Raw genomic sequence first — 25,895 nt, 5'->3', positions numbered from 1 at the left:
GAATCTGATACGAGGTACACCACACATGACAGTACGAAGACCTTATTCAACCTGAAATCCGAATACGAACGACGTATCGCCCATCGAATACATGCCATCTTCGCTTGTCCACCCTGCCTGAAATGTATAATAATACGTCCCAAGATTCGTGGGTGCATGGAATGTCCCGTTTTGCAGTGAAATGACAGCATGATCGGAAGCGGTCGTACCGAGCGAATGAAGCTGAATCTCACTAGGAAGCGGCGTATACGGGAACATAATATCAATCGTAGCTCCGGGTGATACTGTGGGTAGCTTATGATCACGTAGCATCGCCGGAGTGGCTACATAGTCAGCGCAACCGAGACTCCCCCAACAATACGAACTTTGGACAACGGGAATGTCCGTTTTGCCTGATTGAACGACGAGTGAAGGTAGTTCATCTTGCTGAAGCGGTTGAGGCTGCTGCGAAGTCATGAGCGACTGAGCAGTCGCAAGTGGCTGCGTAGTGGGCGCTACTTCCAATTCCTTCGTTTGCTCTGACGACGGAAGCTGCTCTGCAAGCGCAGATTCCTCTATTGTTGGAAATGGCAGCGCTGGTGACAATGATTCTTGTAGCAAAGGAGAGCCTGTAGCAGATACAGGCTCTTTTGCATGGACTGGTGTAGAAGAATCTCCCTCGGTGAATGGTGCTTTGTTCTCTAAACAGCCTACGGATAGCAATAATACAGCGAGTGGGAACATGCTAAGACTCTTTTGATATACGTTCATACGATCACCCTCCTATGTAGTACACACAGGAGAAAGGCGTTTTGTTGTATTTATTTTCCATGTAAAGAATTATCTTTGCATGTCATGCTGGTTTGCAATATAGGGGGATGAAGACATCAATCAAGGATACTCGCATATCCATTCCCACGGTCGTTCTTCATCTTCATGACACACCGGTTGAGGATCAGCAGCGAATCCTATGGATAGCGAATACGGAACTGTTGCATCATAACGGAAGGAAGAGGAATATACGCGTGTATAATAAGGTCCATCTGGTACGGCAAAGGTTTTGGAGGAATTTTGCTGGATGGTGGTAATTAAGTGGTTATCCCAATCCCATACTTCCACTTTATATACTCCTTTACTATGGGAAGGATTCTTCAAGGAGACAGTCAGCTTGCCTTTATCCCAAAGGAAAAAGGATTTCCAATCTTCATCAAATACGCTGTCGATCGTCTGTACAAAAGGAGTAGGGTCGTACACATTCACACCTGCATCTGTCGCATGTCCATCATCATAATATTGCTCATAATCGTCAAACTGGTCGTAGAGCATGACTTTGAGATTGAACGGCTGCTCCAAGCTACCCTTTGTTCTCCATTCGGTTACATGCAGGTAATATGTTCCCGGCTCGGCAACGAAGCTGAGCAGATCGTACGGACCATCTTTGCGGAAAGAACCGGTTGTTCCCATAAACAAGCTATAATCGAGACCCGGCGGAACGAGCAGCAAAGCCGTAACCTTTTGCTTTTTGGCGACCGTGATCGAGTACCATACGCCTTGTTTAAAATAGACGCAATCTTCTTCACTAGGTGGAATATAGCCTTCGACTGGAACATTAGGCGTGAGTGCAATCGCCGTATCCATCGTGCGATTGGTGGGGAAATTCGGTGAGGACGTAATAGATGAAGCAGCGGTAGTTATGTAAGTATCCGATGATGCGGTGACCGCAGAGGTGGATGATTGAGCATTCAGTTGAGGAAAACATTCTCCACCACTACCTGTAGCGGAAGTCGTTATCTGTGGAGCGGTAGCATAGGCATCGCTAGTTACCGTAGAAGCAGTCGAGAGCGGCGCATAAGTTGGAGCGGTTGCAGCACGTGCCAATGACGTACCTTCTATAGTCGGAATCGAGCTGAACAATAATACCAGAACAAGCAGACTGCATATCCATACTTTCATAATTCTTCATCTCCTTTGGGGTTGGATTTCAACATGATTATACCGAATCCATTTCACTTTACAACTTATATTTTACTTTTTAACCTTATTTATCCATTTATTAAAAATGTGTGTGGAGTAATGGGCAAAATGATTCGCAAAACAGCTTGTTATCGCTAACATGCACGCTATATTTACAAAGGATTCATACTTGAGTTTGTACCGCAACAACCTGCATAATAGACAGAAAGGAGGGGAATTCTACCAATAGTTCCAATAGTGATATGCCATACATAGATCAGGGAGGTTATGATGAGCAAGTTCGAACAGCAGCTAGTGAAATATATGATATACGGATTCGTCACAGGTCTATTTTATTCATTTCTAACCAAACGGACGATGCCTCTCTCGGCAGAGGAACCGAATATACAAATACAACTATCCATGGATCAATACGTAATGGAATGTCTGTTCAATGCCACACTGTTCAGTGTATTAGTGGGCGTGTTCTTCTCGGTCTGCTACGCCGTCAGCAAATGGATGAAGCCACAATAACATAGCTGCAAAAGCAGTTCACACACATAACAGACGACACACCAGAAGCCAATCCAATCGCATCGATAGCGATATAAGATTGGCTTCTTTTTGTTTGAAAAATATTAAAATACAGATAGATCATACATAAAATAGAAAAATAGGTATTCCATTCATAGTCCAAACGATGTATGATGTAGGAAAATAATTCAATTATTTACCTCTTATGGCACAAGTCAATATACCTAAAAACTAAAAATTCATACCCGTCAGCATTCCAGAAGCACTGGAAACAGACCGATCGGAATCGGCGGCAGCAAGGAGTATACCACAGATGGCTTATATGATCCCGGAAACGATTCCGAGTACGGCAACCAATGGAGAACGCATTCTATTCAACACCTTCCGCAAACATCTTCCCGACGACTATATCGTCTATTACGAACCCCATATCAACAACGGTCATCACCGTCGACCCGACTACGTGATCATCGGTCCCGATCTCGGTCTGCTTGTACTCGAAGTGAAGGATTATACCGAGAACACCCTACACACGTTAAGCCCAGATGAGTGGCAATTACATACACAAAAAGGCACCGGCAGTCTGGAAACCGTCAAAAACCCAATCACACAGGCACGCAACTACGCCTTCCATATTCATAACAAACTGAAAAAAGACCGCAACCTGCTGCAACAAGAAGGCGCTTACGCCAATAGTCTCAAATTCCGCTACGGTTACGGCGTCGTCTTCACCCGTATGAAAGAAGCGCAGATCATCCGCAACGAGATTCATCGCTGCATCGACCTGAATCTGTTGCTTACCCGCGAGGAGATCGATCCCGACGACGAACAATTCCATGCCGACCATCTGCTGGAACGCTTGACCAGCATGTTCCCGCATCCGTTTCACCAGCGGCAATGGCTGAGTGAAGAGGATCTGAAGGCGATCCGGTATCATTTGTTTCCCGAAGTCCGCATCTCTGCCGATATTCGTCAACGCGGTTATTATCAGGATGACCTGCTGCTGTCGCTGCATAACATTCAGGCGATGGATCTGCATCAGGAGTCACTCGCCCGTCAGATCGGTGATCGACATCGGCTTATTCGTGGCGTGGCAGGCAGCGGCAAGACGCTGATCCTTGCCACCCGCGCCCGTACCTTGCTGCACGAACATCCAGAATGGCGCATCTTGGTTCTCTGCTACGGAAGCCCGCTATCCTGCAATATTCGCAGCATGATCCGGCATAAGCTGAACGAACCGGAAGACTTATTTGAATGGTCGGCAATGGAATCGCAGACAGAAGATGATCACGCAGACGACCCGTTGAACCGACAGCTAGAGATTGGCACGTTCCATGACTGGTTGTACAAGCAGTTTCCATTGAAATTTTCCAAAAGTGAAAAGGAAAACGAACGCCAAATTGCCGAGCTGCTGGATCAAATGGAGAGTGGCGAAGTAACTGCGCCTCAATACGATGCCATCCTGATCGACGAAGGACAGGATCTCGAACCGCAATGGCTGGAAGTGATCAGCAAAGTACTGAACCCAGATACCCAGTCTCTGCTCATCGTAGAGGACAAAGCGCAAAAGATCTTCCGACGCAAAGTCAGCCTATCGCGTAACACCGGGCTAGACTTCCGCGGTCGCTCCAAAATACTGAGCATCAACTACCGCAATACATCGCAAATCGTTAACTTTGCATGGGATTTCTACCGTTCCCATTCCAAGCTAAAGGACAAATTCCAAACCACGATCACTGCTAATGAACCCGCCGAGATCATCCCACCGCAGGGAACGAAGCGGAGAGGTCCCGAACCACAAATGCGTCGCTGTCATTCCATTCAGGAAGAGATGCAATGGGTGGTCGAACAGATGAAGCATCTGCATGAGGACAAAAAAGTGGAATACACCGATATGGTTATTCTGTATCGGGTGAAGGGCAGCTATAAAAATGCCTTTATCGTGGATGCGATCCGTCAGGAGCTGGACAACAACAGTATCCCGCACAACTGGTTTACCGAGAACAAAAAAACCAAAGACAACTTCGACCGCAATCATCCTAGCGTGAAAATCTCAACGATCGATAGCGCGAAGGGAATGGACTTCCGAGCGGTGTTCATCGTGAACGTGGATGGTATGCCGAGAGAGAAGGCGAAGGAAGAGGATTGGGATGAAGAGGTGTCGCGGTTCTATATCGGGATGACACGGGCGATGGAGCATCTGTATTTGAGTTATAGCAAGGTGGAAGGATTCGCGAAGTGGGTGGATGAGAAGGCGCATCTGACCGTGGAGAAATGAGCAGATCGATTTTCAATAGATGATACAGATAAAAGGGGAAATAGAAATGGCACGTAGACGAAGCAAGAAGAAACAGCAGCAAGAAACGTTTAACGCAATGGGGGCGCTGGTCGTATTGATTGGCACAGGAACTCTGTATTTTACAAAAAGTCTGATAGCAGCAGGAGTGATCGCTGTGATTGCTTTGATCGTAATAGCAGCAATCGCGTATTTGATCCATGAAGCCAAAGTTGCTCGGTTACGACGTTCCGGCATTGCACAGATCGACAAGATGGATGGGATTCAGTTTGAAAAGTATTTGGAGCAGTTATTTCGATTGCAAGGATACAAGGCAAACGCGACTCGTGCTCAAGGTGATTATGGCGCCGATCTGGTGATTAGCCGGAATGGAGAGAAGATCGTAGTGCAGGCGAAACGCTATAGCAAAAATGTTGGATTGAAGGCTGTGCAGGAGGTGCATGGTGCGATTGCTCATTATAAAGCATCGGCTGGATGGGTTGTGACGAATAGCGAGTATACGCAGCAGGCGAAGAATTTAGCGTTGTCTAATAATGTGCGATTGATTGCGCGGGATGAGTTAGTGGAGATGATTTTAGCAGTTAAAATAAAAAGTTGATTTAGAAACTAAAAGACTCGTTTTATTAAGGAGATATCATGAGAAGATGCTTTATAATAGGGAAATTTAATCAAGAATTGCGTCAATACAATAAAAAAAGTTTTGAAAATACTTGTAAAAAAATTGGCAAAATATTAGCAGAAAATGATTATTCGTTAAATGTTTGTAGTTTATTTGAGGATAGTGCTGATTATTGGATACTACGAGGATTCTCACAAAGTGAACAGATAAATTCATTCCCGGTCAAACTGTATCATCCTAATAAAGAAAATGTTGAAAACGAAATAGATAATAAATTGAACAATGAATTTTTTGACTTGAATATAAAAAAAATCTCTTGTATAGCAGCTGATAATTATTCCTGGCTTCTATGTCAGTTACAGGCATTGGATGAATGCGACTTAGTAATTTCTATAGGGGGGAAATATGAAGGTTCTGCGAATATGTTATTGCTATTGGCAGAGTCTAAGGGTAAAAACATACTGCCATTTAGTTTTTTTGGCGGAGCAGCTGAAAAGTTATTTATTCGTAAACAATTTGAACTCAAAGATCGATTAGGAAAAAATATAGATGTTTTAAATAAAAAAACAAAAATAAACGAATTAAACAAGGTTTTTCAAGAGAATCATTATAAAGATTTCGGTGATCTAAAGTGTTTTATTAGTTATCCTAAGTTAAGGCCGTATGAAGCTGATTTTATTGAAACGGTTTTGCGTCGTCGAAATATTGAAGTTTATAGAGATGAAAGAGATTTTGGTACTGGGAAAAATATAGAAAAAGAAATTCAAGAGTGGGTTTCTAAATCTAATACATTTATAGCAACTTGGTGTAAAGAATATGCTTGTAGTCCTTGGTGTTTTGACGAATTAGAATTGGCACTTAATTTGCATGAAGAAGGAAAAATGAATATTTGGATATTTAACAGTGATGGTACTCGTATAATACCTAAAAGAGCTAGAGGTCTTAAAATATACGATGTAAAAAATAGAACCGAATTAAATGGGGAATTACTAGACCTTATAAAAAAATCTTTAATTAGAAAATAGAGGGGATTGAAGAATGCATAAAACATTTTTAAGTTACCATCATAAAAATGATCAAGATATTAAAGATTATATCGTTAAAAATTTTGGGAAAGTAAACTTTATAGATAAATCAGTTTCTGATAATGATATCAATACTAGCAATCAACAAGATACTATTATGAAGATTATAAGAAGAGATTTTTTAGCGGATTCAACAGTCACAATTGTAATAGTTGGAAGCGAAACGGCACAACGACCTTTCATCAACTCAGAAATTCAAGCTTCACTTTGGGGTCCTAATTATAGCGGATTATTGGCAATAGTTAGAGACGAAATTTACGAGAAAATATTTGAATATAATACGTGTAAATCTCTAAGTTGTAATTGTAATAGAGCAGTAAGGTTACAAACAAATTTATATAAATATTATCTACCTGATTTGGTATATAGAAATCACGAGTATTTAGGAAGCTTAGCACACTATACAGATCAAGAAGTATATTGTGCTATTGTGAAATTTTCTGCCTTTATTATTTGTCCTGAAACCTATATTAATCAAGCTTTTGAAAAGCGCAACAAAAATTTTGATGTCAAAAAAAGACTTTTACCAAAAACACCTAAAATAGAAGCTAGAAATTTTGGGGGATTTTGGTTTTGAAAATAATTAACTTATGAAATACTGAATTGATAAGGAGAAATAAAATGAATCAATTTAATCCACCTGTTTCTGTGCACTTTGTTTGGTATCCCTCTAACTCTTTAGAAGTTCAACCTATATTCGATTATTGTTTTTCTTTATTATCACGAGATGTAGAAAAGCCTTTCTCAAGATCAATGAATCTTCCGGTTTATTATAGAACAAGTACGCATAAAGGAGTTCCGCAAGAAATCAAAAGTTTATCTCAAAAAAATATAGTTTTTATTTTTGTTGGCAGAGATTTAATCATAGATAAAGAATGGATGACTTATACATCAAGGTTGTTAAAACAAAAAGACCTAATATGTATTCCTATTGCTTTGGATAATCTTGCTTTCAAACATCATGAAATTAATGATAAAAATTTTATAAGATATTATGAATTTGACAAGGAGTATTCAAAAGAAATTTTTTTTATTTCAATTACCCATGAGATTTATAGATACGCACTAAATGAAAACTTTGAAATGATGACGAATAGTAAAGATACTGCTCTAAAGTTATTTTTAAGTCATACTAAAAATGGAGAAAGTGGAGTTGTTATAGCAGAAGCATTGAAAAAGCTAATTGATAACAGCGCGATGCGTAATTTTTTTGATGCAACAGATATTGCTCCAGGATACAGATTTGACAATGAAATTGTAGAAAATATAAAGAACTCTACAGTTATTGCTATCCATACTGATTCTTACTCATCAAGATATTGGTGTCAAAGAGAAATAATTAGTGCAAAAGACAATAATCGTCCTATAATTGCTGTAGATTCTTTAGAAGAGTTTGAAGATAGAAGGTTTCCTTTTGCTACTAATATACCTGCAATTCATTTTAATTTTAATAATGAACCGACTAAAATTGATTTGTTGAAAATATTAAGTGCTGCCTTATTAGAAACTGTTAGATATTTTTATGCTCAACTGCTACTAAAGCAATATAAATCGGTTGGAGTAATAAATGATGAAGACGAAATACTATCTCGACCTCCTGAGGTATCGGATATTGAGAAGATACTATCGACGAATGAAGATGGATTTATAGCAAGTAGAATTAAAAGATTATTTTATCCAGAACCTCCAGTTTATTCAGAGGAAATAAATTTTTTGAGTAAGTTGGGTATTTCATGTTGTACTCCGTTAACAATGAATTATGGATCTTTGGAAAATCTAGTATTTGGAATTTCTATTTCTGAACCTTCTTCTGAAGAATTATCAATTATTGGACAAACTTCTGCGCACTTGATCCAACTATCTCAAGATTTGACAAGACATTTAATTTCTCGAGGTGCTCGAATTGTTTATGGTGGAGATCTTAGAGGAGGAGGATTTACTGAATTTATTTTTAATGAGTCTCTAGCCTATCAAACAAGAGCAATGAATAATAAGAAGCAATTAGAAAATTATATAGCATGGCCAATATATTTAAAAGATAGTGAGCACGTGAAAAACTGGAAGGCAAGTTATATATCAGTCGCTGCAATGATAGAATTGGAACCAGCTAAGGACGTATTAAAATTCATACCGAATATTGATTCATTTTTACCTCCTGTTAATACACCGAATTTATATGTATGGAGTAGAAACTTAACAGAAATGCGACGAGAAATAAATACGAAATGTAATGTGAGAATTTGTGCTGGCGGAAGAATCACAGGTTATAAAGGTATTTTACCTGGAATATTAGAAGAAATTTTGTTTGCAAATAGTAAAAGTACGCCAGTGTATCTTTTGGGAGGATTTGGAGGAGTAACAGCAAGCATTTGTGAATCTTTCAAAAATAAATCGCTATCAGAAGAACTAACAAAAAAATGGCAAATACAAAACAATCCAGGTTATAAGCAGTTACTAGATTTATGTTCTGAACAAGGAATAGATGTGAAAACGGATGAAGAAGTACTTATGTCAATTTCAAATTCAATTTTAAATAATGGATTAACATATGAGGAAAATATAAAGCTTTTTGAAACTAGTTTTATAGACGAGGCTTTATTTCTTGTATTTAAAGGACTTCAAAATATATGTAAGTAATTGATATTCATATATTAGATTAAGATAGGAAGGTATCTACATGGATCAAGATTTTATTATTGAGTTTAACTACTTTGAGAATAGAAATCTAATTTTTGAGATGCTAGGTAAATTGGCAGATAAATATAAATACCCGGCTTTAAAAGAATTAGCAGTATATATTAATAATATACCGTCTAATTTAGAGTTATATGTTCACATGTCATACTCTACAAATGAACAACATGAACTTCAAGAAATTAAGGAAAAATTTCTAGGGATTGGTATCTATAGACCTGATTTATCATCAAAGATACTATTTTATAGGATTGGTGATAGAGGATTCGATTATATATCAATAAATGATTCACTTACAGCTAAGTTAGCTTTATATGGATTTTGGTATAATGATAGACATGTACTATTAAAGCAAGAAAAGTTATCAATTGACCATATTCAAAGATTAAAAGAAAAAGGATACAATGCGTTTGAGAAGATAAAAGGTGATACAACTATTTTTTTGAGCCATTCTTCTAAACAAAAGCAAGAGCTAGAAAAAATTATTCCTTATTTTACTGCTATTAATGAATTGTCGTGGCTAGATAAGTTTAGATTAGCTCAAAACGCAAATATAGAAATTTTGGAAAGCGAAATTATTTCTGGCTTACAAGATGCTGATATTGTTTTATTTTATATAACTAAAGATTTTTTAGAATCGAAATGGTGCAAATTTGAATTGGATATGGCTATAAATATTAAAAGAAAAAAAGAGAAGTATTACACTTTAATGATGATAAGAGAAGAAATAAGAGAAAAAGTATTCTCCGAATATAGTATTTTATTACAGTCCCTTAATCAACACAGCATAATAATAGTTAACTCAAATCAAAATATTAATAGTTATATTGGATCGATATTAAACAAGTTAAAAGAAATTCGTAATGAATAGTATCATTCCGTTTCATCAACATTAATATATGCAACGATTTGTTTCCTCATATTCCCAATACCTTAACTTTATTCTATACTCCTCTCATAGCTACTTACGAGAGGAGTATTTTACATATGTGGATCATCAGCCAAAATCAAAAAATCTGTGTCCAAGCCATTGCGCTCACCGCCGAAACCTCAGACAATGCAACTGTCCTATCTGCCTACGCTGGAGACAGAACCGTCGAATCTGCCTTTACCGTCGGGTTCTTCGGTAAGGAGCAGCAAGCGATGAACGAAATCCAGCGTTTTCAACAGCATCTAAGCACGAGCAATACAGCCCCTTTTCAAATCCAACAAGATCACCATGCGTAGCTACATTCACGATTCTCGCGCACCAGCACAAATCCACCTTTCACCGACAGAAAGGCATACGAGATATCTTTATACAGAAATTCAATTTTCCGCCGCATCGTAAAATATTCCATCAGTTCATCATATGTCGTCTCATCATTCATAAGTGTGAGTTCCCTTTCTTGGTGATCTAACCCATTCAGTCAGCATATCAGATCGAAAGTACAAAGGGCTATAGGGCAGAGTACTTGTTCATCCCATCTCTATTCCATAAAAGAAATATAATATTTCGCTCATTTCTTCGCTCTAATCATCTGTATGAAACATAATGAAACGTAGCAGCATCGTAGAATCTCAGTGTATCGCGTGTTTCCTCAGATTGTGCCGACAAGGATATGGATCAAATGGCGTCTGTAGCGGGATTCCCGTCACAGGCGCTTTTGTGTTGATGTGAAAATGTCCTTTTGCCGACATCGCGAAATTTGACTTCGTATAACAGCCCCCACTATAATACGTAATCGTCAGGGCGATAAATGGTTAATGAACCAATAGATTTCAGAAACAATCAGCCACAACTATGAATTTCTGTAAATGGAGGTATAAACCATGAATGAGATGGGCAAGCTTTTTGACGATTATGAATATGTAGCGGAACGGTATACGATTATCGGGGAATGGGAGATCTGGGTACAGCATGTGAAGCTGGGCAAGACCCGCTTGGCGATCCGCATCAAGCAGGGACGAGACGAGTTGTTTTACCATGACGTGAGCCACTTTTACCAGCCGGGCAAGCAGTCGGCACCAGATGTGTTGGAGCAGAGTGGACAGCACACCCCAGAAGCAGCCATTCGTCATGCGATGAATCAGGTGCTTACGAATTTCCGTCCAGACGATGCGAAGGCGGAATGGATTGTGAATGAGAATTTTTGATATTCAAATACAAGCGAATGCCGGATGTGTAGAACTGCATCCGGTGTTTGTACATAGTGAGGGAATGCCATGCGGCGAATACATAGGTCGGTAAAGGTTTTGCTGATTGTGCTGGTGGTGGGAGTTGTATATGTTGGTACAGAATATGAATTATCTAGACATGAGAAAACCGGTATATATCCCAATGTGAAGCGAATGCTTGCTGGTGCGCCTGTTGTTACTGCCTATGGGGGACATGCTCTGAATTATGTGGATACCGTGCAGGCAGAAGATAGCGAGTTGGAGCAGTTTATCTATGGAGATGGTGTGTATCAGGATCGTTTGTATAAGATGAATATGACACCTGATAAGCCGCCGTACATATTTTTGAGAAAAGAAGGAAGTAGGTATTATAAGTACAAGTATCCCGATATAGCCTTGGGAATATGATCATAAGATGGGCGTAGAATAAGGGGGCAATCAAGAGGGCATGATGAGAACATTTATAGTATCCATCTTTACTGTAGCAGCACTGGCATTGTTCTTTGCATGTTACAAGTTCCCCAAAGAGATTCATGTGACTCGTTCAGCTGTGCAATGTACCGAGAATGAGTCTGCATCTGCAAAACAAACAACAGTAAACATTGATGGACGCCTGTATCGTTCACTGTTCGGTAAACCGACGTTTAAAGGTACAGTGGTGATTGATTCCATGCCTTTTTCCAAAATGACAATACGCTTGAAATGGTCGTGTCTAGCGAGAATAACGACATCTACCAAGGGAATATGACGTATCAATCGAACCAATCCCCCTATATGATCTCCGATCAGGGCTTGATCTGGTTTGACAAGGATTTTAACAATATCAATATATGGGGATCTAACAAATGGTTGGGTGAGGGCGATTCGTCCAAAGCATTATATATCGTAGCGCCTGCCACGAGCTTCGATGAAGCGGTGAATGTACAACATCAGATGCGTTCGTCATTTGGCGAAGACCTTGTTCCCAAATCTTGATCTTATTGGTCTATATGCTCTGCATAATAATAGATGTGGAAAAGGGTGAATTGACTTGTCTAGAAGAACTGCTGGCGTGATATGTATATGTATTGCCGCGCTGCTATTATGCACTCGCTATCTGACTGCTGCTATCTATCGCTCAGGAGTCGTCTTGAACAACACGACATTTGACCAAGTATTACATGATATAGGCGGAACACTAACCACTTGGAGTATCGTTTCTCTAGTAGTCGGTATCGTATATTTGATTTTCGCTGAGTGGAAAGAAAACAAAAAGAATTGATAAGAAGAGTCGCTATATTACATAGCGACTCTTTTTGATTGTATATAAGGTAATATATTGATTCGACATTCACTGTGTCTAAGCTCAACCCTTCACAGCCCCAGCCGTCACGCCGCCAATAATCCATTTCTGCGCAAATAGGTAGAACAGCATAATTGGGATCATCGACAGAATGATCGCGGCGAATGCCATATTCACCTGCGACGTGTACTCCCCGAAGAACTGGAACTGCACCAGCGGCAAGGTAGATGCTTCCTTTTTTTGCACCAGAATCATCGACACCACAAAGTCGTTCCACGCCCCCAGCGCACTCAGCACGAGAATCGTCGAGTTGATCGGCTTGAGCAGCGGGAAGATAATGCTGACAAATGTCCGATACCGCGACGCTCCATCCAGTACCGCCGATTCTTCCAATTCCTTCGGTACGGTTTTGATAAAGCCCACATACAGAAAGGCAAAGTATCCAATCTGCACCCCAGTCAGCGCGATGATCAGACCCGGAATGGTGTTGAGCAGGCTCAATTCGCTCCATGTCTTGTACAGCGGGAACATCAACACCTGAAACGGCAGCATGATGCTGGACATGAACAGATAATAGAAGAAATTATACAGTTTCGTATTATTCCGTGCGATGACATATGCCGCCATCGAGCAAACGGCAATCGTCAGCGCTACGGTACCGACCGTGGTCAGCACGCTGTTACGCAGCGCAAGGAAGAAGTTCGACGCTTCAATCGCCTGTGCATAGTTCGACCATGCGATATGCGATGGGAACGCGAGCGGGCTTTGCGCCGTTTCGACGGGAGTTTTGATCGAATAGACGACCGCGATGTAGAACGGGAACAGGAATAGCAGACCAATGACATACAGCAGGGCAATCCGCAGTAGATGCGTCCATGAACGGCGCGGACGAGGTTCCTCTGCGGTTAGAGCAGGAACGCCGGTATGGGTGGTGTTCAATATTCCACTTCCTTTCTGCGGAAATAGCTGGTGATGAATACGGTCACGATGAGGATAAAGACGAACAGCATGAGCGCCGCCATCTGTCCATAGCCTGCCATGAAGTATGGAAACTCGTAGTTGTACACATACATCGCCAGCGTCTGAGAGGATGTACCCGGACCACCTTTCGTAGCGACCATAGGGTAATCGAACTGGCGCAGCCCAGTACCAATCCAGAGCGGAATGCAGTAGGTGAAGGCAGGCAGCAGCAGTGGCACGGTAATACGGCTGAATTGCTTAACGCTGCTCGCGCCGTCGATGCGCGCCGATTCGTAAATATCCTTCGGAATGGTCTGCAAGCCAGCGTAATAGATGACCATCGCCAGACCGATTTCTTTCCAAATACAGATAATGGCGATACCGAGCATAACGGTGGATGGATTGCCCAGCAACCCGCCGCTTGTCTGGAATAGAATCGGGAAAATATCGCTGTAAATGTACCGCCAGATGATCGCCGCCAGCACAAGACTAATGACCATGGGCATAAAGATAAAGCTTTTCAGCAGATTGACGCCGCGGAAGCGCGTATTGAGCGCAACCGCCAGCAGCAAGCCGAACACATTAATGCAGAGCGTAGTCACGATGGTGAAGAATAGTGTGTTTTTCACTGGTGCCAGCAGTTCGGGATCGGTAAACAGCAATTGCAGATTGCGTAGTCCCACGTAATCGTACGTAGTAGCGATGCCGTCCCAGTTGGTGAAGGCGATATTCAGACCGCGAACAAACGGGAAGACAACGACTAGTCCGAAAAAGAGCAACGCCGGGACAACAAAGGAGAATTTTACCCATTCATCCCGCAGTCGATGCGTCATAACAGTCACCTCTGTGATCATGATTGTGTAAAGCGATACAGGTGTTGAATCCGAAAGTAAAATGGACATGTATCCAGTGTACAGTCGCAGTTGAGTAGAGATACTGAGCCTCTTTCCTTATCTCATGCGGTTGATGCGTGAGAAGTCGTCGTCCATCTTTTGCAGCAATTCGTCTACACTGCGAGTGGCTGGATCGGAGACGAGGAAGAAGGTCAGATCCTGTCCGAATGTCGTATCGTATTGACCGTACCAGAGCGGTTTGACTTGGTTATTGATCACTTTGCCAGTTTGGAAAATCTCTTGGAATTCCTTGGCGATAGGGTCTTGCTCCTTTGGCTTGATGTCGTCGGAAATGGTGCTGATCGTCTGCACGCCATCTGCCCAGATCTGTGCGCCTTCGTCGGATGCCATAAATGCAAAGAACTGCTTGGCTGCATCCTGATGCTCTGAATGCGCGCCGATCATCCATGTGTCATCGGTGGAGTACGTCATTACGTTCTCATCCGCATTGTCAGTTGCCGGATATTTGAATACCCCGAAGTTGCCTTCTGGATTGTAGCTGCGGATCGTTCCAATCGCGAAGCTGCCCATGATGTCCATTGCTGTTTTGCCCTGAGCGAAGTACTGCAATGAACGGTCATAGTCAATATCCCGCGCATCGGTGTTGGCATAGCTGCTCAATTCGTTTAACCGCTGTAAGAAGTCGCGGTAGCCCGGAATGTCGGAAAATTTCTTCTCACCTGCCATAATTTGACCCGGATAGTCTGGATTGTCCTTCAGCAGATTGCCGAACATATCAGGGAACATAAAGCTCATGTACGATGCGCCGTCTTTCCATGACGCTGCGAATGGCGTAATGCCTTTGGATTGCAGCGTTTTGGCGGCTTGCACCAGCTCGGAGTATGTGTTGGGAATGGCTACGCCTGCTTTTTTGAATAGATCCTTATTGTAGATGACAGCATTGGTCATCAGATCGATTGGCAGACCGTATACTTTGCCTTCGTAGGAAACGTTAGGCAGGTAGTCCGCTTTTACTTTTTTCATAAATGATTCATTGGTCAGATCGAGAAACGCACCGGACTTCGTAATGTCGACCATTCCCTGTGGACGTCCGAAAATGATGTCAGGCTGATCATCGGCGGCGACCTTCATCTTGATATTGTCGTTGTACTTGTCCACCGGCATCACCTGCACATCAAACGTAATATTCGGATGCAGCTCGGTGAAGCGGTCGGTCAGCTTTTTGAAGGTATCGACCTTGGGCTTCTCAACCATGTAATGCGTGACCGATAGGGTGATGTTGGCGTTGGGATCACTGGTGGATGAGCTGGTCTGGGAAGCAGAATTGCCGCAGCCTGCCAGCGTGAGGGAGCCGGCGAGCAAAAGGGTGAGTAGACGTCCGGTTGTTTTCATAAGCAAACCTCCATCATAAATTTGTAAGCGCTTTATTCACGTATTATAAATCGCAATTTTTTCAATTTATATAATCAATTGGTTATAAATTTATAAAAAATATATTTTTTTGTTATGTATCTATTTTTGTATTGAAAGCGTTCATATTTTGTAAGATAATGTCAGCATTATCTCATAGGATGAGAGTATATTGACCAGAAGCAAGGCAGAATGGAGTGGATCATTACGTTTTTACGAATGATGTTGCTTCATTTTTATTTTGGATGAAGCGAGGTGAGCCTATTGAAAAAACTACCGCTTTATAAGCAGATTAAGCAGCATGTTCAGCAGAAAATCGTATCCGGCGAGCTGCGTTATCGTGACCGTGTTCCGTCTGAGCAGGAGATGATGGAGGAATATCAGGTGAGCAAAATCACGGTCAAAAATGCGATGATCGAACTCGCCGAGGAAGGCTGGGTGAAACGGATTCAAGGCAAAGGAACCTTCGTCTCGATGGAGCCGGGAACACGCCCATCCAGCCTATGGTCGGACGTACGGCATGTACCGAATCTCAGCCATCCAGCGGCCCTATCACCCGTCATTGGGCTGATCATTCCCACGATGAAAACGAGAGTCATTCAGCGGCTTGTCGATTATACGGAGTACTATGCCAATCAGGCAGGATACCAGCTTATTTTGCATATTACGCGTGAGTCAGCAGTGAACGAGACCGAGGCGATTCGGCTGCTCGTGGCACGGCAGGTGCGCGGCATGATCGTGTTTCCAACAGAGGATGAGAAGTACAGTGAATCGTTGCTGCGCCTGTCCTTAGACAAGTTTCCGTTTATTTTCATGGATCGGTATTTGCGTAATATCGAGACGTATCGGGTCACGTCGGACAATTTCATGGGTGCTTATCGCACCGTATCTTATTTGCTGGAAAAGGGTCATCGGCACATCGCGCTCATCTCGCCGGACAATACCAATACGGCGATTCAGGATCGTACGTTTGGGATGGAGCATGCCTATATGGATCAACACATTTCGATTGATAAAAATCTGCTCTGTCATGTGCCGCTGGATATTTTGCGGACAGCGGGAGCGCAGCAGTATATTAATACATTTTTGCAGCAGTATCCGTATGTGACGGCAATCTTTGCTTTGACGGCAGAGACAGCGAAGTTGACCCATGCGGCATTACATGAATTGGGGCGAAATGATGTTACGGAGATGATCTCCTTCGACGATTCTGGTTTGCCGGGGGTCAGCTGTATTGTGCAGGATGAGCAGAGTATGGCGGAGTGGGCAGTACAGCTATTGCAAGCGCAGATGGAAGGCGAATATGAACCGCATGAGCATATTGTGCCAGTACGCTTTTCGTTTTCGGCTCCGCTATCACGTTAATGCGTAGTGGGAACGGTTTTGTCAAATCTTGCTGTGTACTTAACTTGTTTGCTTAAATAAAAATAAACGTAGTAAAATAATTACATTGCATCCAGATTCAACTGTATATAGCAAGGTGAATGATTCTCAAAGTATGGTTCCTAAGATGAGGAGGGGTAATGGACGGACAATACCTATTCTCAAGGATAAAGGAGGAATATAACGAGCATGGATTGGATCGAAGAAATTACCCAACGCTATATCAAGCATAAGAATTTTGGTGAAGAGGTAAGCGATGTATTAAAGCAACTGTTGGATCAGCTGGAAGAGAAGGGCGTGCCAACCAAGTGCAATCTGTCGAGTCATTATCCATTGGAATGGAGCGTATCGATCGGAATGAACAACTTTATGATCAAGGGCAACGACATATACAAAAATAAAGAGGTATATGACGGGAATGGGCTTATTCATAATCACGGCCGCGATACGCGAGAGGTACTACAGCAGTTGCTCGTAGAAGAATATACAAGAACATTTTGATCAAGCGCCTCCGGGCGCTTTTTTTATTTCTACATACTACAACGAACACAGGTATTGGTTCATCCACAAGGGAGTGTTGCATATAGAGAGGAGTAGATGCAGGCAAGCGCAATGCACGAACAAAAACAGAGTTTGCAATCTAGCATACGGCATGCTATATTTTGACCATAGAACTAAAATAGTTTTTTAGTCATTTTTGAATGAATCCAATAAGTGCTTGATGTTGCGGAACATGGAATCAACCGTTAAGGGAGATGAGAGTATGCCGGAATTGGAAGTAGAGGAATCTATCAGCGTTGCATTTATGCTGGAGTATATATCGATGGGAGAGATGGAAAGTATGAGCAATCATCGTCAGGATGAGAAATACATCAAAATTATAAATACGTCCAGAGAGGTATTTTCCACACTGGGGTATAAAGGCACGACGGTCGAGCGAATCGCCAAAAGTGCAGGCATTAGCAAAGGATCGATCTATTTATATTTTGAGACGAAAGAGGATATTCTGAGCGCGATCATTGATAGCTGTGTTAAGGATATGATCGAACGTGTGGAGGCGGAATTGAGTTCGGAAGGCACAGCAGAGGAACGACTGTATCGGGCAATCTATGCGGCGATTATGACTCGACGTCATTATACGCTCATGGACAAGCTGGCACAGGAAGCACGAGATTTTGGCACACCTGCACCGAAGAATGCCTTGGATCAAATGGATGAAGCGACGATGCGTTCATTGATGAGTCTGCTGGAAAAGGCAGTGGAGCAAAAGCTGGTGCAGGTCGACGATATTCGACTGACTGCCTTCGTGCTAGGCAATCTCTATCATTCGTTGACTACCGAATGGGAGCGGTACTTTGAGCCGCTGAGCGATGAGCAGATCTTCCATACGATTCGGCGCTTTTTGGTATAACGATCCCGTCCACATGTACATGACGATGTGTTAATGGCTGATGCAGTGGAAATCATAAGCATATGAACGATAGATGCAATACAGAAATAGCGGAATCATTGGCATATCTACTATAGAGAGAGTTTGTGGGGAATATAGGGATTACAGGAGGAGCAGGAGAATGAAAATGAAGTATACATCTTGGTTCGCCGCACCGGTGGCATTTACGGTTTTATTGGCGGGCTGCTCGGCGGAACAGACCGTACCTGCGGCAGTGAATACAGTATCGGTTACGACGGTCAAGCAGGTGCCGTTAACCGCGGTGTATGATTTGTCAGGTACATTGCAGGCACTAGAAGAGTCTCCCGTTTCCTTTGAGCTAGGTGGTACGGTGTCATCGCTTGCCGTCGATGTCGGCGATTCGGTCAATAAAGGAACTACGTTATCGGTGCTGGATGCTGCCGATCTGGAGCTGAAGGTCAGTGAAGCGCAGCAAGCAGTTAGTCAGGCACAGGCAGGCTTAAAAGGAGCACAGGCATCGCTCAGTAATGCGCAAGCGGTTCGCTCCGCTGCTCTGGCAGGTGTCGCATCTGCTAATGCACAGGTGGAGAGCGCCCGCAGTCAGGAGCAGGGTGTGCTAGATGGCGCGCGTGAGCAGGAGAAGGCACAGGCGCGCAATGCGGTTAGCAAGGCACAGACGGCGTACAATCAGGCGGAATCGGCTGCCAAGCGTGCGCAAAGTCTATTTGACAACGGCTTGTTGACGCAGCAGGAGAATGAGCAGGCGCAGACGACCTTTGCTACTGCTAAGGATAGCTTGAAGGATGCGCAGGATCAGCTGTCACTTGTACTGGAAGGCGCTAGCAGCTCGGATCGTTCCAAAGCAGCGGCAGCCGTCAAGCAAGCGCAGGTCGGTGTGCAATCGGCACAGGCGAGCGTAGAGCAGGCAAGTGCTGGCTTGCAGCAAGCACAGGCGGGCATTGAACAGGCGCAGGCAAGTGTCGATCAAGCGCAGGTCGGTCTGGATCAAGCGCAACTGGCACGCTCCAAAGCCATTCTCAAATCACCAACCAATGGCGTAATCTTGGAGAAGAATATCGCGGTGGGACAGACGGTTGCCGCAGGCAATCCTGCATTTACGATTGGAGAGATTACGAAGCTGAAGGTGCTGCTGCCGATTCCAGACGAAGAGATTAGCAGCTGGAAAAAAGGTCAGCAGGTCAGCATCAGTCTGTACGATCAACAGCGTACTGGCACGGTAACGAGCATCTATCCGCAAACGAATGACAATACCGGTACGATCAGCGCCGAAGTACAGATTGCCAATCCACAGCGCGACTGGAAGCCCGGTCAGGTTGTGAAGGCATCCCGTCAGGTGCAGGCGGAGAAGGGCATTATGGTACCGGTGGAAGCGGTAGTAAGCACCAATGATCAGCCATATGTATTCAAGGATGTAAAAGGGAAAGCTGTACGCACATCAGTCAAAACGGGCGCCATTTATAACAATCAGCTTGTCATCACCAGCGGTCTGAAAACCGGCGATGTGGTGGTAACTGCCGGAGCAGATCGACTGTTTGAGGGAGATGCGATTGACAGCACCGCCTCATCCGATGCGGCAGCTACGCAGCAGAAGGATGGCAGCAATGATTAAGTATATCGTTCGCAAGCGCAAAATTACGATTCTATTCTTCATCATGCTCATTCTGATTGGTGTATTCAGCGCGACACAGCTGCCGCGTCAGCTGATGCCGGATATTATCGTCAAGCAGGCAACCGTGACGACGGTATATGCGGGAGCTACACCAGAGCTGGTAGAGACGACGGTGACAAGGGTACTGGAATCGAAGATCAAGGAAGTATCCAATCTGAAGACGGTTACCTCTACATCGAGTGCTGGTGTATCCAGCATTATCGTGGAGACACAGCCAACCGCAGATGCACCGACTGTATGGAGTGAACTGCGCAAAAAGGTGGAAGATGCCAAAGCCGATTTACCCGACGGCGCAGATGCACCGATTATTAATGATAATTTGACCAAGTCGTTTGTACAGGCATTTGCCATTTACGGCCCTGATCTCAAGGGGCTTGAGGGCATGCAGAATCTGATGGATGATTGGCGTGATCAGCTGCGTTCGGTGGAGGGAGTCACCGATGTAACGATCAATGGCTTGCCAGAGCGTCAGGTGCGTATCGATGCCGATATGGCGAAGCTACAGCAGTATGGTATTCCGTGGGAATCCGTTATGAATGCAATCAAATCGGAAAATAACCGTGTTCCTACCGGTACGCTGGATTATGGGGATCGTAGTTATCAGCTAACGGTTCCTGCCAATCACGAAGCCAGCACCTTGCAGGATGTGGTTGTCTTCCGTTCGGAACAGGGAACACCTGTCTATCTCAAGGATGTTGCCACAGTTACGATGACCAATGAAAAGGCAGAATATCTGAGCTATTACAATGGTCAGCCATCGATCTCGCTGCTGATTAACAGTGAAGTCGGCTCCGATGTGCCGAGTGTATATAACAGTGTGAATGCAAAGATGGATCAATTGAAGCTGACATTGCCAGCAGATGCGAAGATCACGTCGTTATTTGCCCAGAAAAATGAGACGGATCGTATCTTCAGCAATCTGCTGCATGAGACGATGATCGCAATCGCCGTCGTTGTGATTGTATGTATGCTCGGATTGAATCTGCTTACCTCGTCATTCGTTGCACTGGCGATTCCGATCTCGGTCGCGATGGCGATGATTATTTTGCCATCGATGGGCATTACGCTCAATCAGGTGACCGTTGTCGGGCTGATTATTGTACTGGGGATTCTGGTCGATGATGCGGTCGTCGTCAATGATAACATTGAGCGGCGATTATCCGTGCTACGAGAGAATCCGCATGATGCCTCTATTCGCGGGACGAAAGAAGTGGCACTGTCGATTTTGACGGCAACGCTATCGACGATTGCTGCCTTTGCGCCGCTGATGTTCCTAACCGGGGATGTGGGTTCATTTATCAAACCGATTCCGGTCGTTATCTCACTGGCGATGCTAGCATCGATGGCGATGTCGCTGACGATCATTCCTATTTTCCGCGAATGGTATGAGCGTCGTCAATTGCTGCGTGGTAAGAAGCGCCGTCAGGACAAGCCTGCTGGTTTGCTGGGCAAGCAGATTCAACAGGCGACCGATTGGTATGCGCATCGCATGATGCCGGGTGTACTAAAACGCCCGCTGCTGATCGGACTGATTGGCTTGATTATTAGTACAGCGATCTACGCACTGGTTGCTTTTACACCGGTGCAATTGTTTCCGAAATCGACCAACGCTGAACTAACGATTGATATGACGATGCCGACCGGTTCTTCGTTTGAGGATACAGACAAGACGGTACGTGAGATGGCAAAATGGGTGCGGCAGCAGTCGGGTGTGCAGACCGTATCATATTCGGCAGGTGGTTCGGCGCCGCCGCTCTTTTACAATATTACGAATGTAGCGACATATAGCACCGACAAAGCAGAGATTCTGCTCAAAGGCGATAATACGCTGCTCAATAGTACACAGGCAGTCAATGAATGGCCTGCCTTGCTGAAGCAGAAATTTCCGCAAGTGAGCCTGTCGATCAAGCAAACCGAACTGGGGATTCCCGTCGGCAAGCCAGTATCGATTCGTATTACTGGTACGGATCTGGAAGAGCTGCGCAAGCTGACCGATCAGGTGAAAAATGTCGTTGCTGGTGTCAGTGGTACAGGGAACATTAGCGATACGATGGGTATCCAGAGCTATACGCTTGATTTTGAAGTGAACAAGGCGGCGCTGGATCGCTACAATGTGACGTATGAAAGTCTAACTCGAACTCTCCTCATGATGGGTACGGGCGTGAGCGCAGGAGATTTTGACAATGGACGCGATCTGGTGGACATCAAAATCTTTATGAAGGATGCGTCGAGTGTTGATCCATCCGTGCTGTTCCAGCAGGTGAATGTGACAAGTGCAGACAATGTGCAAGTACCGTTATCCCAGCTGGTGACGATCAATCCGTCGTTTTCCATTAAGCAGATTAGCCATTACAATCTGTCACGGGTAAACACGATTGAAGCGGATGTGAATGGACGTACAGCTACCGAGGTGATGCAGGATGTACGTGCAGGCATGAATCAGATCCAATTCCCGCAAGGCTATACATGGGAAACGGGCGGAGAAACGTCCAAGCAATCGGACATTTTCGCCGATCTGGGTCGATTATTTGCCGTAGTTATCGTGCTCATCTTCATTCTGATTGCGATGCAATTCTACTCTATGTGGATTCCGCTGATCGTCATGACAACCGTCTATCTGGCAGCGGCGGGCGGCGTACTTGGTCTATTTATTAGTCAGACGCCGATTGGATTCATGTCGATTATGGGTGTGATCTCACTCGCCGGGATTGTCGTGCGGAACGGGATCGTGCTGATCGAGTTTATCGAAGATGCGCGGCATGAAGGTATGGAGATGAAGGAAGCGATTATTCAGGCAGCTTCCGCCCGTTTCCGTCCGATTCTGTTGACGTCGCTGGCAGCGATTGTGGCACTGCTTCCTATGGCAACGGTTGGGGAAGAACTATTCCGTCCGCTGGCGATTGCGATTGTATTCGGATTGGTCTTTTCCACAGTGCTAACCCTGTTTGTCGTACCGTCACTATATATGGTATTGGCAAGTGGTGTGGATAAACGCAAAGCACGCAAGGCGGAGCAGGAAGCGCTGCTAGAGCAGCGGATGCGTGAGGAATACGGAGATCATCCTCAGGTGTAAGCATGAAGGTAGAGAGAGACAATGTAGAGGAGGGTTCATCCATGATTCGTCATTTGGATCATCTCGTGCTAACGGTTCGCAATCTAGAGACGACACTGCAATTTTATGAACATGTGCTCGGTATGCGGGTGGAGACATTTGGTGAAGGTCGCAAAGCGCTGCATTATGGAGAGCAAAAGATCAATTTGCATGAAGTCGGTCACGAGTTTGAACCGAAAGCAAATGTGCCACAGCCCGGTTCGGCTGATCTGTGCTTCATTATTGATCGCAGTTTGGAAGAAGTGATGACTCATCTGCATCAATTAGGCATCGAGCTAGAGGAAGGACCTGTACAGCGTACGGGTGCCATGGGCAACATCGCCTCCGTCTATATCCGTGACCCTGATGGGAATTTGATTGAATTATCGGAGTATCTGGAATAGCAGAATATCCTACTATATAAGCATATCAAACAGCTTCTGTATCCGAAATCGTCAGTATTGCATTTCGGTACAGAAGCTGTTTTGAGTAGATGACGGATGGCGATCCGTGCGGCACTGCAATTACGCTGCCATGAAAATAAAGTCATGCCGTTACTTTTTGCCAATACCGACAATTGCGGTAACGACTCCATTATCCTCCTGATACAGGGAAAGTCTTGTGCCATCTGGATTCCAGCGAATTGAGGTATTGTATGCTTGCAACTCAGATGTGATCGGTGTTGTTTTACCAGTAGCTTGATCAAAAATATACAAACCTTTCATACCCTGCTGGCTTTCCTGATAAATGGTAAATGCCAGCAGTTTGCCGTCTGGCGACCATGCAGGACGTCCAAGCAAAGTGCCTTCACTGATCGTACCAAGCGTTTTACCGTTATTATCAATGATGATAAGCTTGGTTGGCTCATTGCTGTTCCATTTTTGCTGTAATACAGCGATTTGTTTGCCGCCCGGCATTACGTCGAAGTTCATTGTACCGGTTAGAATGGTGGAAGCGTCTTGTTTGTTCGTATCTGCGCGGTTGAGTACGCTGTAGCCTTTGCCGTCATCGCCCAAGTAATAGAGCTGAGAACCGGATTGCTGTACCCACTGAATATGTTCAGTAGGATGCTCTTCCTGTAAAGGTAGCTTGGTCGTCTGCCCCTGTACATCGATTATTTGAAGCCCTGTTCCGGGTCTACCGCTAATCAGATGAGTACGATCCGCCCATGTTGCTTCATTTACCATATCCACCTGTCCGACTTTGCGAATATTGCCGGTTGCGACAGTGAGTATATATCCATAGATGGTGTAACGGTCATTCGGTACGCCCTCTGTAAAATACACATATTTGCCATCGGGTGATGCGGTTGCCAATAGCTGCAAACCTTTGCGTCCGGGCGTTAATTCCTTTTCCTTGCCAGTAGCGGCGTTATGGATAATCAATCGATCATCCCGTTCTACAATCAACTCGTCGTTGGATAACCAAGTACGCCCATATCCATTACTCAGCTTGTCGAGTGAAGTTAGGGTAACTGCTTCCTCTGTTGGGGTGGTTTGCTGCTCATCCAGTATGGTTAGCGTCTGTCCACCAGTGTGGGTGCTGTTGCAGCCGGTTAGCAGTAGGGTAAACGTCAGTATGGCGGCAAACGAAAAGAGGGAGGCGTTGTGCCACTTCCATATGGAGCTCGTGCTTCTAGATTTTGTATGGGTTCGTAATAACATACCGTTTGCTCCTTTTCACAATAGTCAGATGATGCTTGGTGCATGATACTATTTAGCCTTTGTGTAACGATGGGATAAAGCATTGACTGAAATGGAATCTATTATTTGGTTGATTATGGGAGTGAGTAGCGTGTCCTTCTGCTGTACATCCAATATAGCATCCATATATTGCCGTAATATATCCACTTGTATCCAACCTGTAAACAAAGTAATGATGATCATGTACTTCAAGCATGTCAGTACACATGGCGGGACAAAAGAATGTCATGGCAATCGTACAAATGTTTGCTTCGTGTTATGATAGGTTTGAAACGTGACATGCACGCGCAACGTGAAGAATAGACGGTAGATTCGTTGCTTGGCACGGATCGCTGTATATTTCCGCAACCCCATGTGAATCGGAGGCAGACGGAGGTGAAGAAGCATGGCATTTACCATTGAAGAACGGCAACAGCTGCGGATTCAGCTGCTTCAGGATTTGTATGATTATCATTTTGGACCAGACGAGCGTTCCTTTCATTTGCCCGGACCGAAAAAGAACAGCGGACCACTAACCGATAAGGAAACCCGGCTTGCTTACGATTATTTGAGCAAAAAGGGTCTGATCGAGATCAAGGACATCGTGGGCTATATCCACTTTTCCATTACCCCAAATGGCATTGATCTGATCGAGGAACGAGCACTTGGCAAGCGATTGGAGTAGCGGATTGGTACCACTCTTCTCAAGGCAAGTCGTTGACATTAATGGACGATGCTGAGTGAAACTATGGCTTGGTATAGCTAAGTATGATCTATATGCAAAAGAAACGAAAAGACCTTATTCCGATTCATGG

The 25,895-nt window shown here is 44.0% G+C and carries 27 protein-coding genes; 20 read left to right on the top strand and 7 right to left on the bottom strand.

The window, feature by feature from the left end; translation table 11 throughout:
- Positions 1-42 precede the first annotated feature (42 nt).
- Both ABXR35_RS09715 and ABXR35_RS09710 read right to left on the bottom strand, forming a co-directional pair.
- On the bottom strand, positions 43-750 hold the full coding sequence (locus ABXR35_RS09715; protein ID WP_367058822.1) for a hypothetical protein: 708 nt from the start codon (positions 748-750) through the stop codon (positions 43-45).
- Between the two features lie 120 nt (positions 751-870).
- Entirely contained in the window at positions 871-1,932 is a 1,062-nt protein-coding gene (locus ABXR35_RS09710; protein ID WP_367058819.1) for a hypothetical protein, read from the bottom strand.
- A 291-nt stretch (positions 1,933-2,223) separates the two neighbouring features.
- Between ABXR35_RS09710 and ABXR35_RS09705 the strand changes: the two genes are divergently transcribed.
- The 8 genes from ABXR35_RS09705 to ABXR35_RS09670 all read left to right on the top strand — a co-directional run bounded on the left by ABXR35_RS09705 (position 2,224) and on the right by ABXR35_RS09670 (position 10,387).
- Positions 2,224-2,466 carry a hypothetical protein gene (locus ABXR35_RS09705; RefSeq protein ID WP_367058816.1) on the top strand — a complete coding sequence of 81 codons (243 nt, stop codon included), beginning with the start codon at positions 2,224-2,226 and terminating at the stop codon, positions 2,464-2,466.
- Positions 2,467-2,779: 313 nt separating this feature from the next.
- Positions 2,780-4,744 (top strand): 3'-5' exonuclease, encoded by a 1,965-nt coding sequence (locus tag ABXR35_RS09700; protein WP_367058813.1) that lies wholly within the window; start codon positions 2,780-2,782, stop codon positions 4,742-4,744.
- 46 nt (positions 4,745-4,790) lie between these two features.
- A complete protein-coding gene (locus tag ABXR35_RS09695) occupies positions 4,791-5,360 on the top strand; it encodes a restriction endonuclease (RefSeq protein ID WP_367058810.1) in 570 nt (189 codons plus the stop codon).
- 38 nt (positions 5,361-5,398) lie between these two features.
- Positions 5,399-6,406 (top strand): toll/interleukin-1 receptor domain-containing protein, encoded by a 1,008-nt coding sequence (locus tag ABXR35_RS09690; protein WP_367058807.1) that lies wholly within the window; start codon positions 5,399-5,401, stop codon positions 6,404-6,406.
- Between the two features lie 13 nt (positions 6,407-6,419).
- A complete protein-coding gene (locus tag ABXR35_RS09685) occupies positions 6,420-7,043 on the top strand; it encodes a TIR domain-containing protein (RefSeq protein ID WP_367058804.1) in 624 nt (207 codons plus the stop codon).
- 44 nt (positions 7,044-7,087) lie between these two features.
- Complete coding sequence (locus tag ABXR35_RS09680; RefSeq protein WP_367058802.1) at positions 7,088-9,103, top strand: TIR domain-containing protein; 2,016 nt, start codon at positions 7,088-7,090, stop codon at positions 9,101-9,103.
- A 40-nt stretch (positions 9,104-9,143) separates the two neighbouring features.
- A complete protein-coding gene (locus ABXR35_RS09675; protein ID WP_367058799.1) occupies positions 9,144-10,031 on the top strand; it encodes a toll/interleukin-1 receptor domain-containing protein in 888 nt (295 codons plus the stop codon).
- 116 nt (positions 10,032-10,147) lie between these two features.
- Entirely contained in the window at positions 10,148-10,387 is a 240-nt protein-coding gene (locus tag ABXR35_RS09670; protein ID WP_367058798.1) for a hypothetical protein, read from the top strand.
- On the opposite strand, the gene ABXR35_RS09665 is transcribed toward ABXR35_RS09670, so the two are convergent.
- Complete coding sequence (locus tag ABXR35_RS09665; protein ID WP_367058795.1) at positions 10,375-10,530, bottom strand: hypothetical protein; 156 nt, start codon at positions 10,528-10,530, stop codon at positions 10,375-10,377. The two genes, ABXR35_RS09670 and ABXR35_RS09665, sit on opposite strands and share 13 nt — an antisense overlap.
- 442 nt (positions 10,531-10,972) lie before the next feature.
- Here ABXR35_RS09665 and ABXR35_RS09660 point away from each other — a divergent pair, with 442 nt between their 5' ends.
- From ABXR35_RS09660 to ABXR35_RS09640, 5 genes are all read left to right on the top strand, one after another.
- Positions 10,973-11,296: a hypothetical protein gene (locus ABXR35_RS09660; RefSeq protein ID WP_367058792.1), complete on the top strand. Its 324-nt coding sequence runs from the start codon at positions 10,973-10,975 to the stop codon at positions 11,294-11,296.
- A 99-nt stretch (positions 11,297-11,395) separates the two neighbouring features.
- Positions 11,396-11,725 (top strand): hypothetical protein, encoded by a 330-nt coding sequence (locus ABXR35_RS09655; protein ID WP_367058789.1) that lies wholly within the window; start codon positions 11,396-11,398, stop codon positions 11,723-11,725.
- Positions 11,726-11,765: 40 nt separating this feature from the next.
- Positions 11,766-12,065 (top strand): hypothetical protein, encoded by a 300-nt coding sequence (locus ABXR35_RS09650; RefSeq protein WP_367058786.1) that lies wholly within the window; start codon positions 11,766-11,768, stop codon positions 12,063-12,065.
- The gene (locus tag ABXR35_RS09645) at positions 12,062-12,292 is read left to right on the top strand and encodes a hypothetical protein (RefSeq protein ID WP_367058783.1); all 231 of its coding nucleotides are present in this window, start codon (positions 12,062-12,064) and stop codon (positions 12,290-12,292) included. The genes ABXR35_RS09650 and ABXR35_RS09645 overlap by 4 nt, the downstream gene beginning before the upstream one ends.
- A 55-nt stretch (positions 12,293-12,347) precedes the next feature.
- On the top strand, positions 12,348-12,578 hold the full coding sequence (locus ABXR35_RS09640; protein ID WP_367058780.1) for a hypothetical protein: 231 nt from the start codon (positions 12,348-12,350) through the stop codon (positions 12,576-12,578).
- Positions 12,579-12,662: 84 nt separating this feature from the next.
- On the opposite strand, the gene ABXR35_RS09635 is transcribed toward ABXR35_RS09640, so the two are convergent.
- From ABXR35_RS09635 to ABXR35_RS09625, 3 genes are all read right to left on the bottom strand, one after another.
- Complete coding sequence (locus ABXR35_RS09635) at positions 12,663-13,538, bottom strand: carbohydrate ABC transporter permease (RefSeq protein WP_367058777.1); 876 nt, start codon at positions 13,536-13,538, stop codon at positions 12,663-12,665.
- The gene (locus ABXR35_RS09630) at positions 13,535-14,392 is read right to left on the bottom strand and encodes a carbohydrate ABC transporter permease (protein WP_367058774.1); all 858 of its coding nucleotides are present in this window, start codon (positions 14,390-14,392) and stop codon (positions 13,535-13,537) included. The genes ABXR35_RS09635 and ABXR35_RS09630 overlap by 4 nt, the downstream gene beginning before the upstream one ends.
- Positions 14,393-14,509: 117 nt before the next feature.
- A complete protein-coding gene (locus ABXR35_RS09625) occupies positions 14,510-15,805 on the bottom strand; it encodes an ABC transporter substrate-binding protein (RefSeq protein ID WP_367058772.1) in 1,296 nt (431 codons plus the stop codon).
- A 273-nt stretch (positions 15,806-16,078) separates the two neighbouring features.
- On the opposite strand from ABXR35_RS09625, the gene ABXR35_RS09620 reads away from it, so the two are divergent.
- From ABXR35_RS09620 to ABXR35_RS09595, 6 genes are all read left to right on the top strand, one after another.
- Positions 16,079-17,188 (top strand): GntR family transcriptional regulator, encoded by a 1,110-nt coding sequence (locus ABXR35_RS09620; RefSeq protein WP_367058769.1) that lies wholly within the window; start codon positions 16,079-16,081, stop codon positions 17,186-17,188.
- Between the two features lie 207 nt (positions 17,189-17,395).
- Positions 17,396-17,707 carry a hypothetical protein gene (locus ABXR35_RS09615; RefSeq protein WP_367058766.1) on the top strand — a complete coding sequence of 104 codons (312 nt, stop codon included), beginning with the start codon at positions 17,396-17,398 and terminating at the stop codon, positions 17,705-17,707.
- Between the two features lie 262 nt (positions 17,708-17,969).
- Complete coding sequence (locus tag ABXR35_RS09610) at positions 17,970-18,617, top strand: TetR/AcrR family transcriptional regulator (protein WP_367058763.1); 648 nt, start codon at positions 17,970-17,972, stop codon at positions 18,615-18,617.
- Positions 18,618-18,777: 160 nt separating this feature from the next.
- The gene (locus ABXR35_RS09605) at positions 18,778-20,247 is read left to right on the top strand and encodes an efflux RND transporter periplasmic adaptor subunit (RefSeq protein ID WP_367058760.1); all 1,470 of its coding nucleotides are present in this window, start codon (positions 18,778-18,780) and stop codon (positions 20,245-20,247) included.
- Positions 20,240-23,380, top strand: a complete 3,141-nt coding sequence (locus ABXR35_RS09600) for an efflux RND transporter permease subunit (RefSeq protein ID WP_367058757.1) — start codon at positions 20,240-20,242, stop codon at positions 23,378-23,380. Before ABXR35_RS09605 ends, ABXR35_RS09600 begins: the two co-directional genes overlap by 8 nt.
- 41 nt (positions 23,381-23,421) lie before the next feature.
- Positions 23,422-23,802, top strand: a complete 381-nt coding sequence (locus tag ABXR35_RS09595) for a VOC family protein (protein WP_367058754.1) — start codon at positions 23,422-23,424, stop codon at positions 23,800-23,802.
- Between the two features lie 150 nt (positions 23,803-23,952).
- Here the strand turns inward: ABXR35_RS09595 and ABXR35_RS09590 are convergent, their stop codons facing one another.
- Positions 23,953-25,062, bottom strand: a complete 1,110-nt coding sequence (locus tag ABXR35_RS09590; RefSeq protein WP_367058751.1) for a WD40 repeat domain-containing protein — start codon at positions 25,060-25,062, stop codon at positions 23,953-23,955.
- A 424-nt stretch (positions 25,063-25,486) separates the two neighbouring features.
- On the opposite strand from ABXR35_RS09590, the gene ABXR35_RS09585 reads away from it, so the two are divergent.
- A complete protein-coding gene (locus tag ABXR35_RS09585; protein ID WP_367058748.1) occupies positions 25,487-25,765 on the top strand; it encodes a hypothetical protein in 279 nt (92 codons plus the stop codon).
- The last annotated feature ends 130 nt before the right edge of the window (positions 25,766-25,895 follow it).

Source organism: Paenibacillus sp. JQZ6Y-1 (assembly GCF_040719145.1).
GTDB lineage: Bacteria > Bacillota > Bacilli > Paenibacillales > Paenibacillaceae > Saccharibacillus > Saccharibacillus kandeliae.
This window is presented reverse-complemented; position numbering and strand designations above follow the sequence as displayed.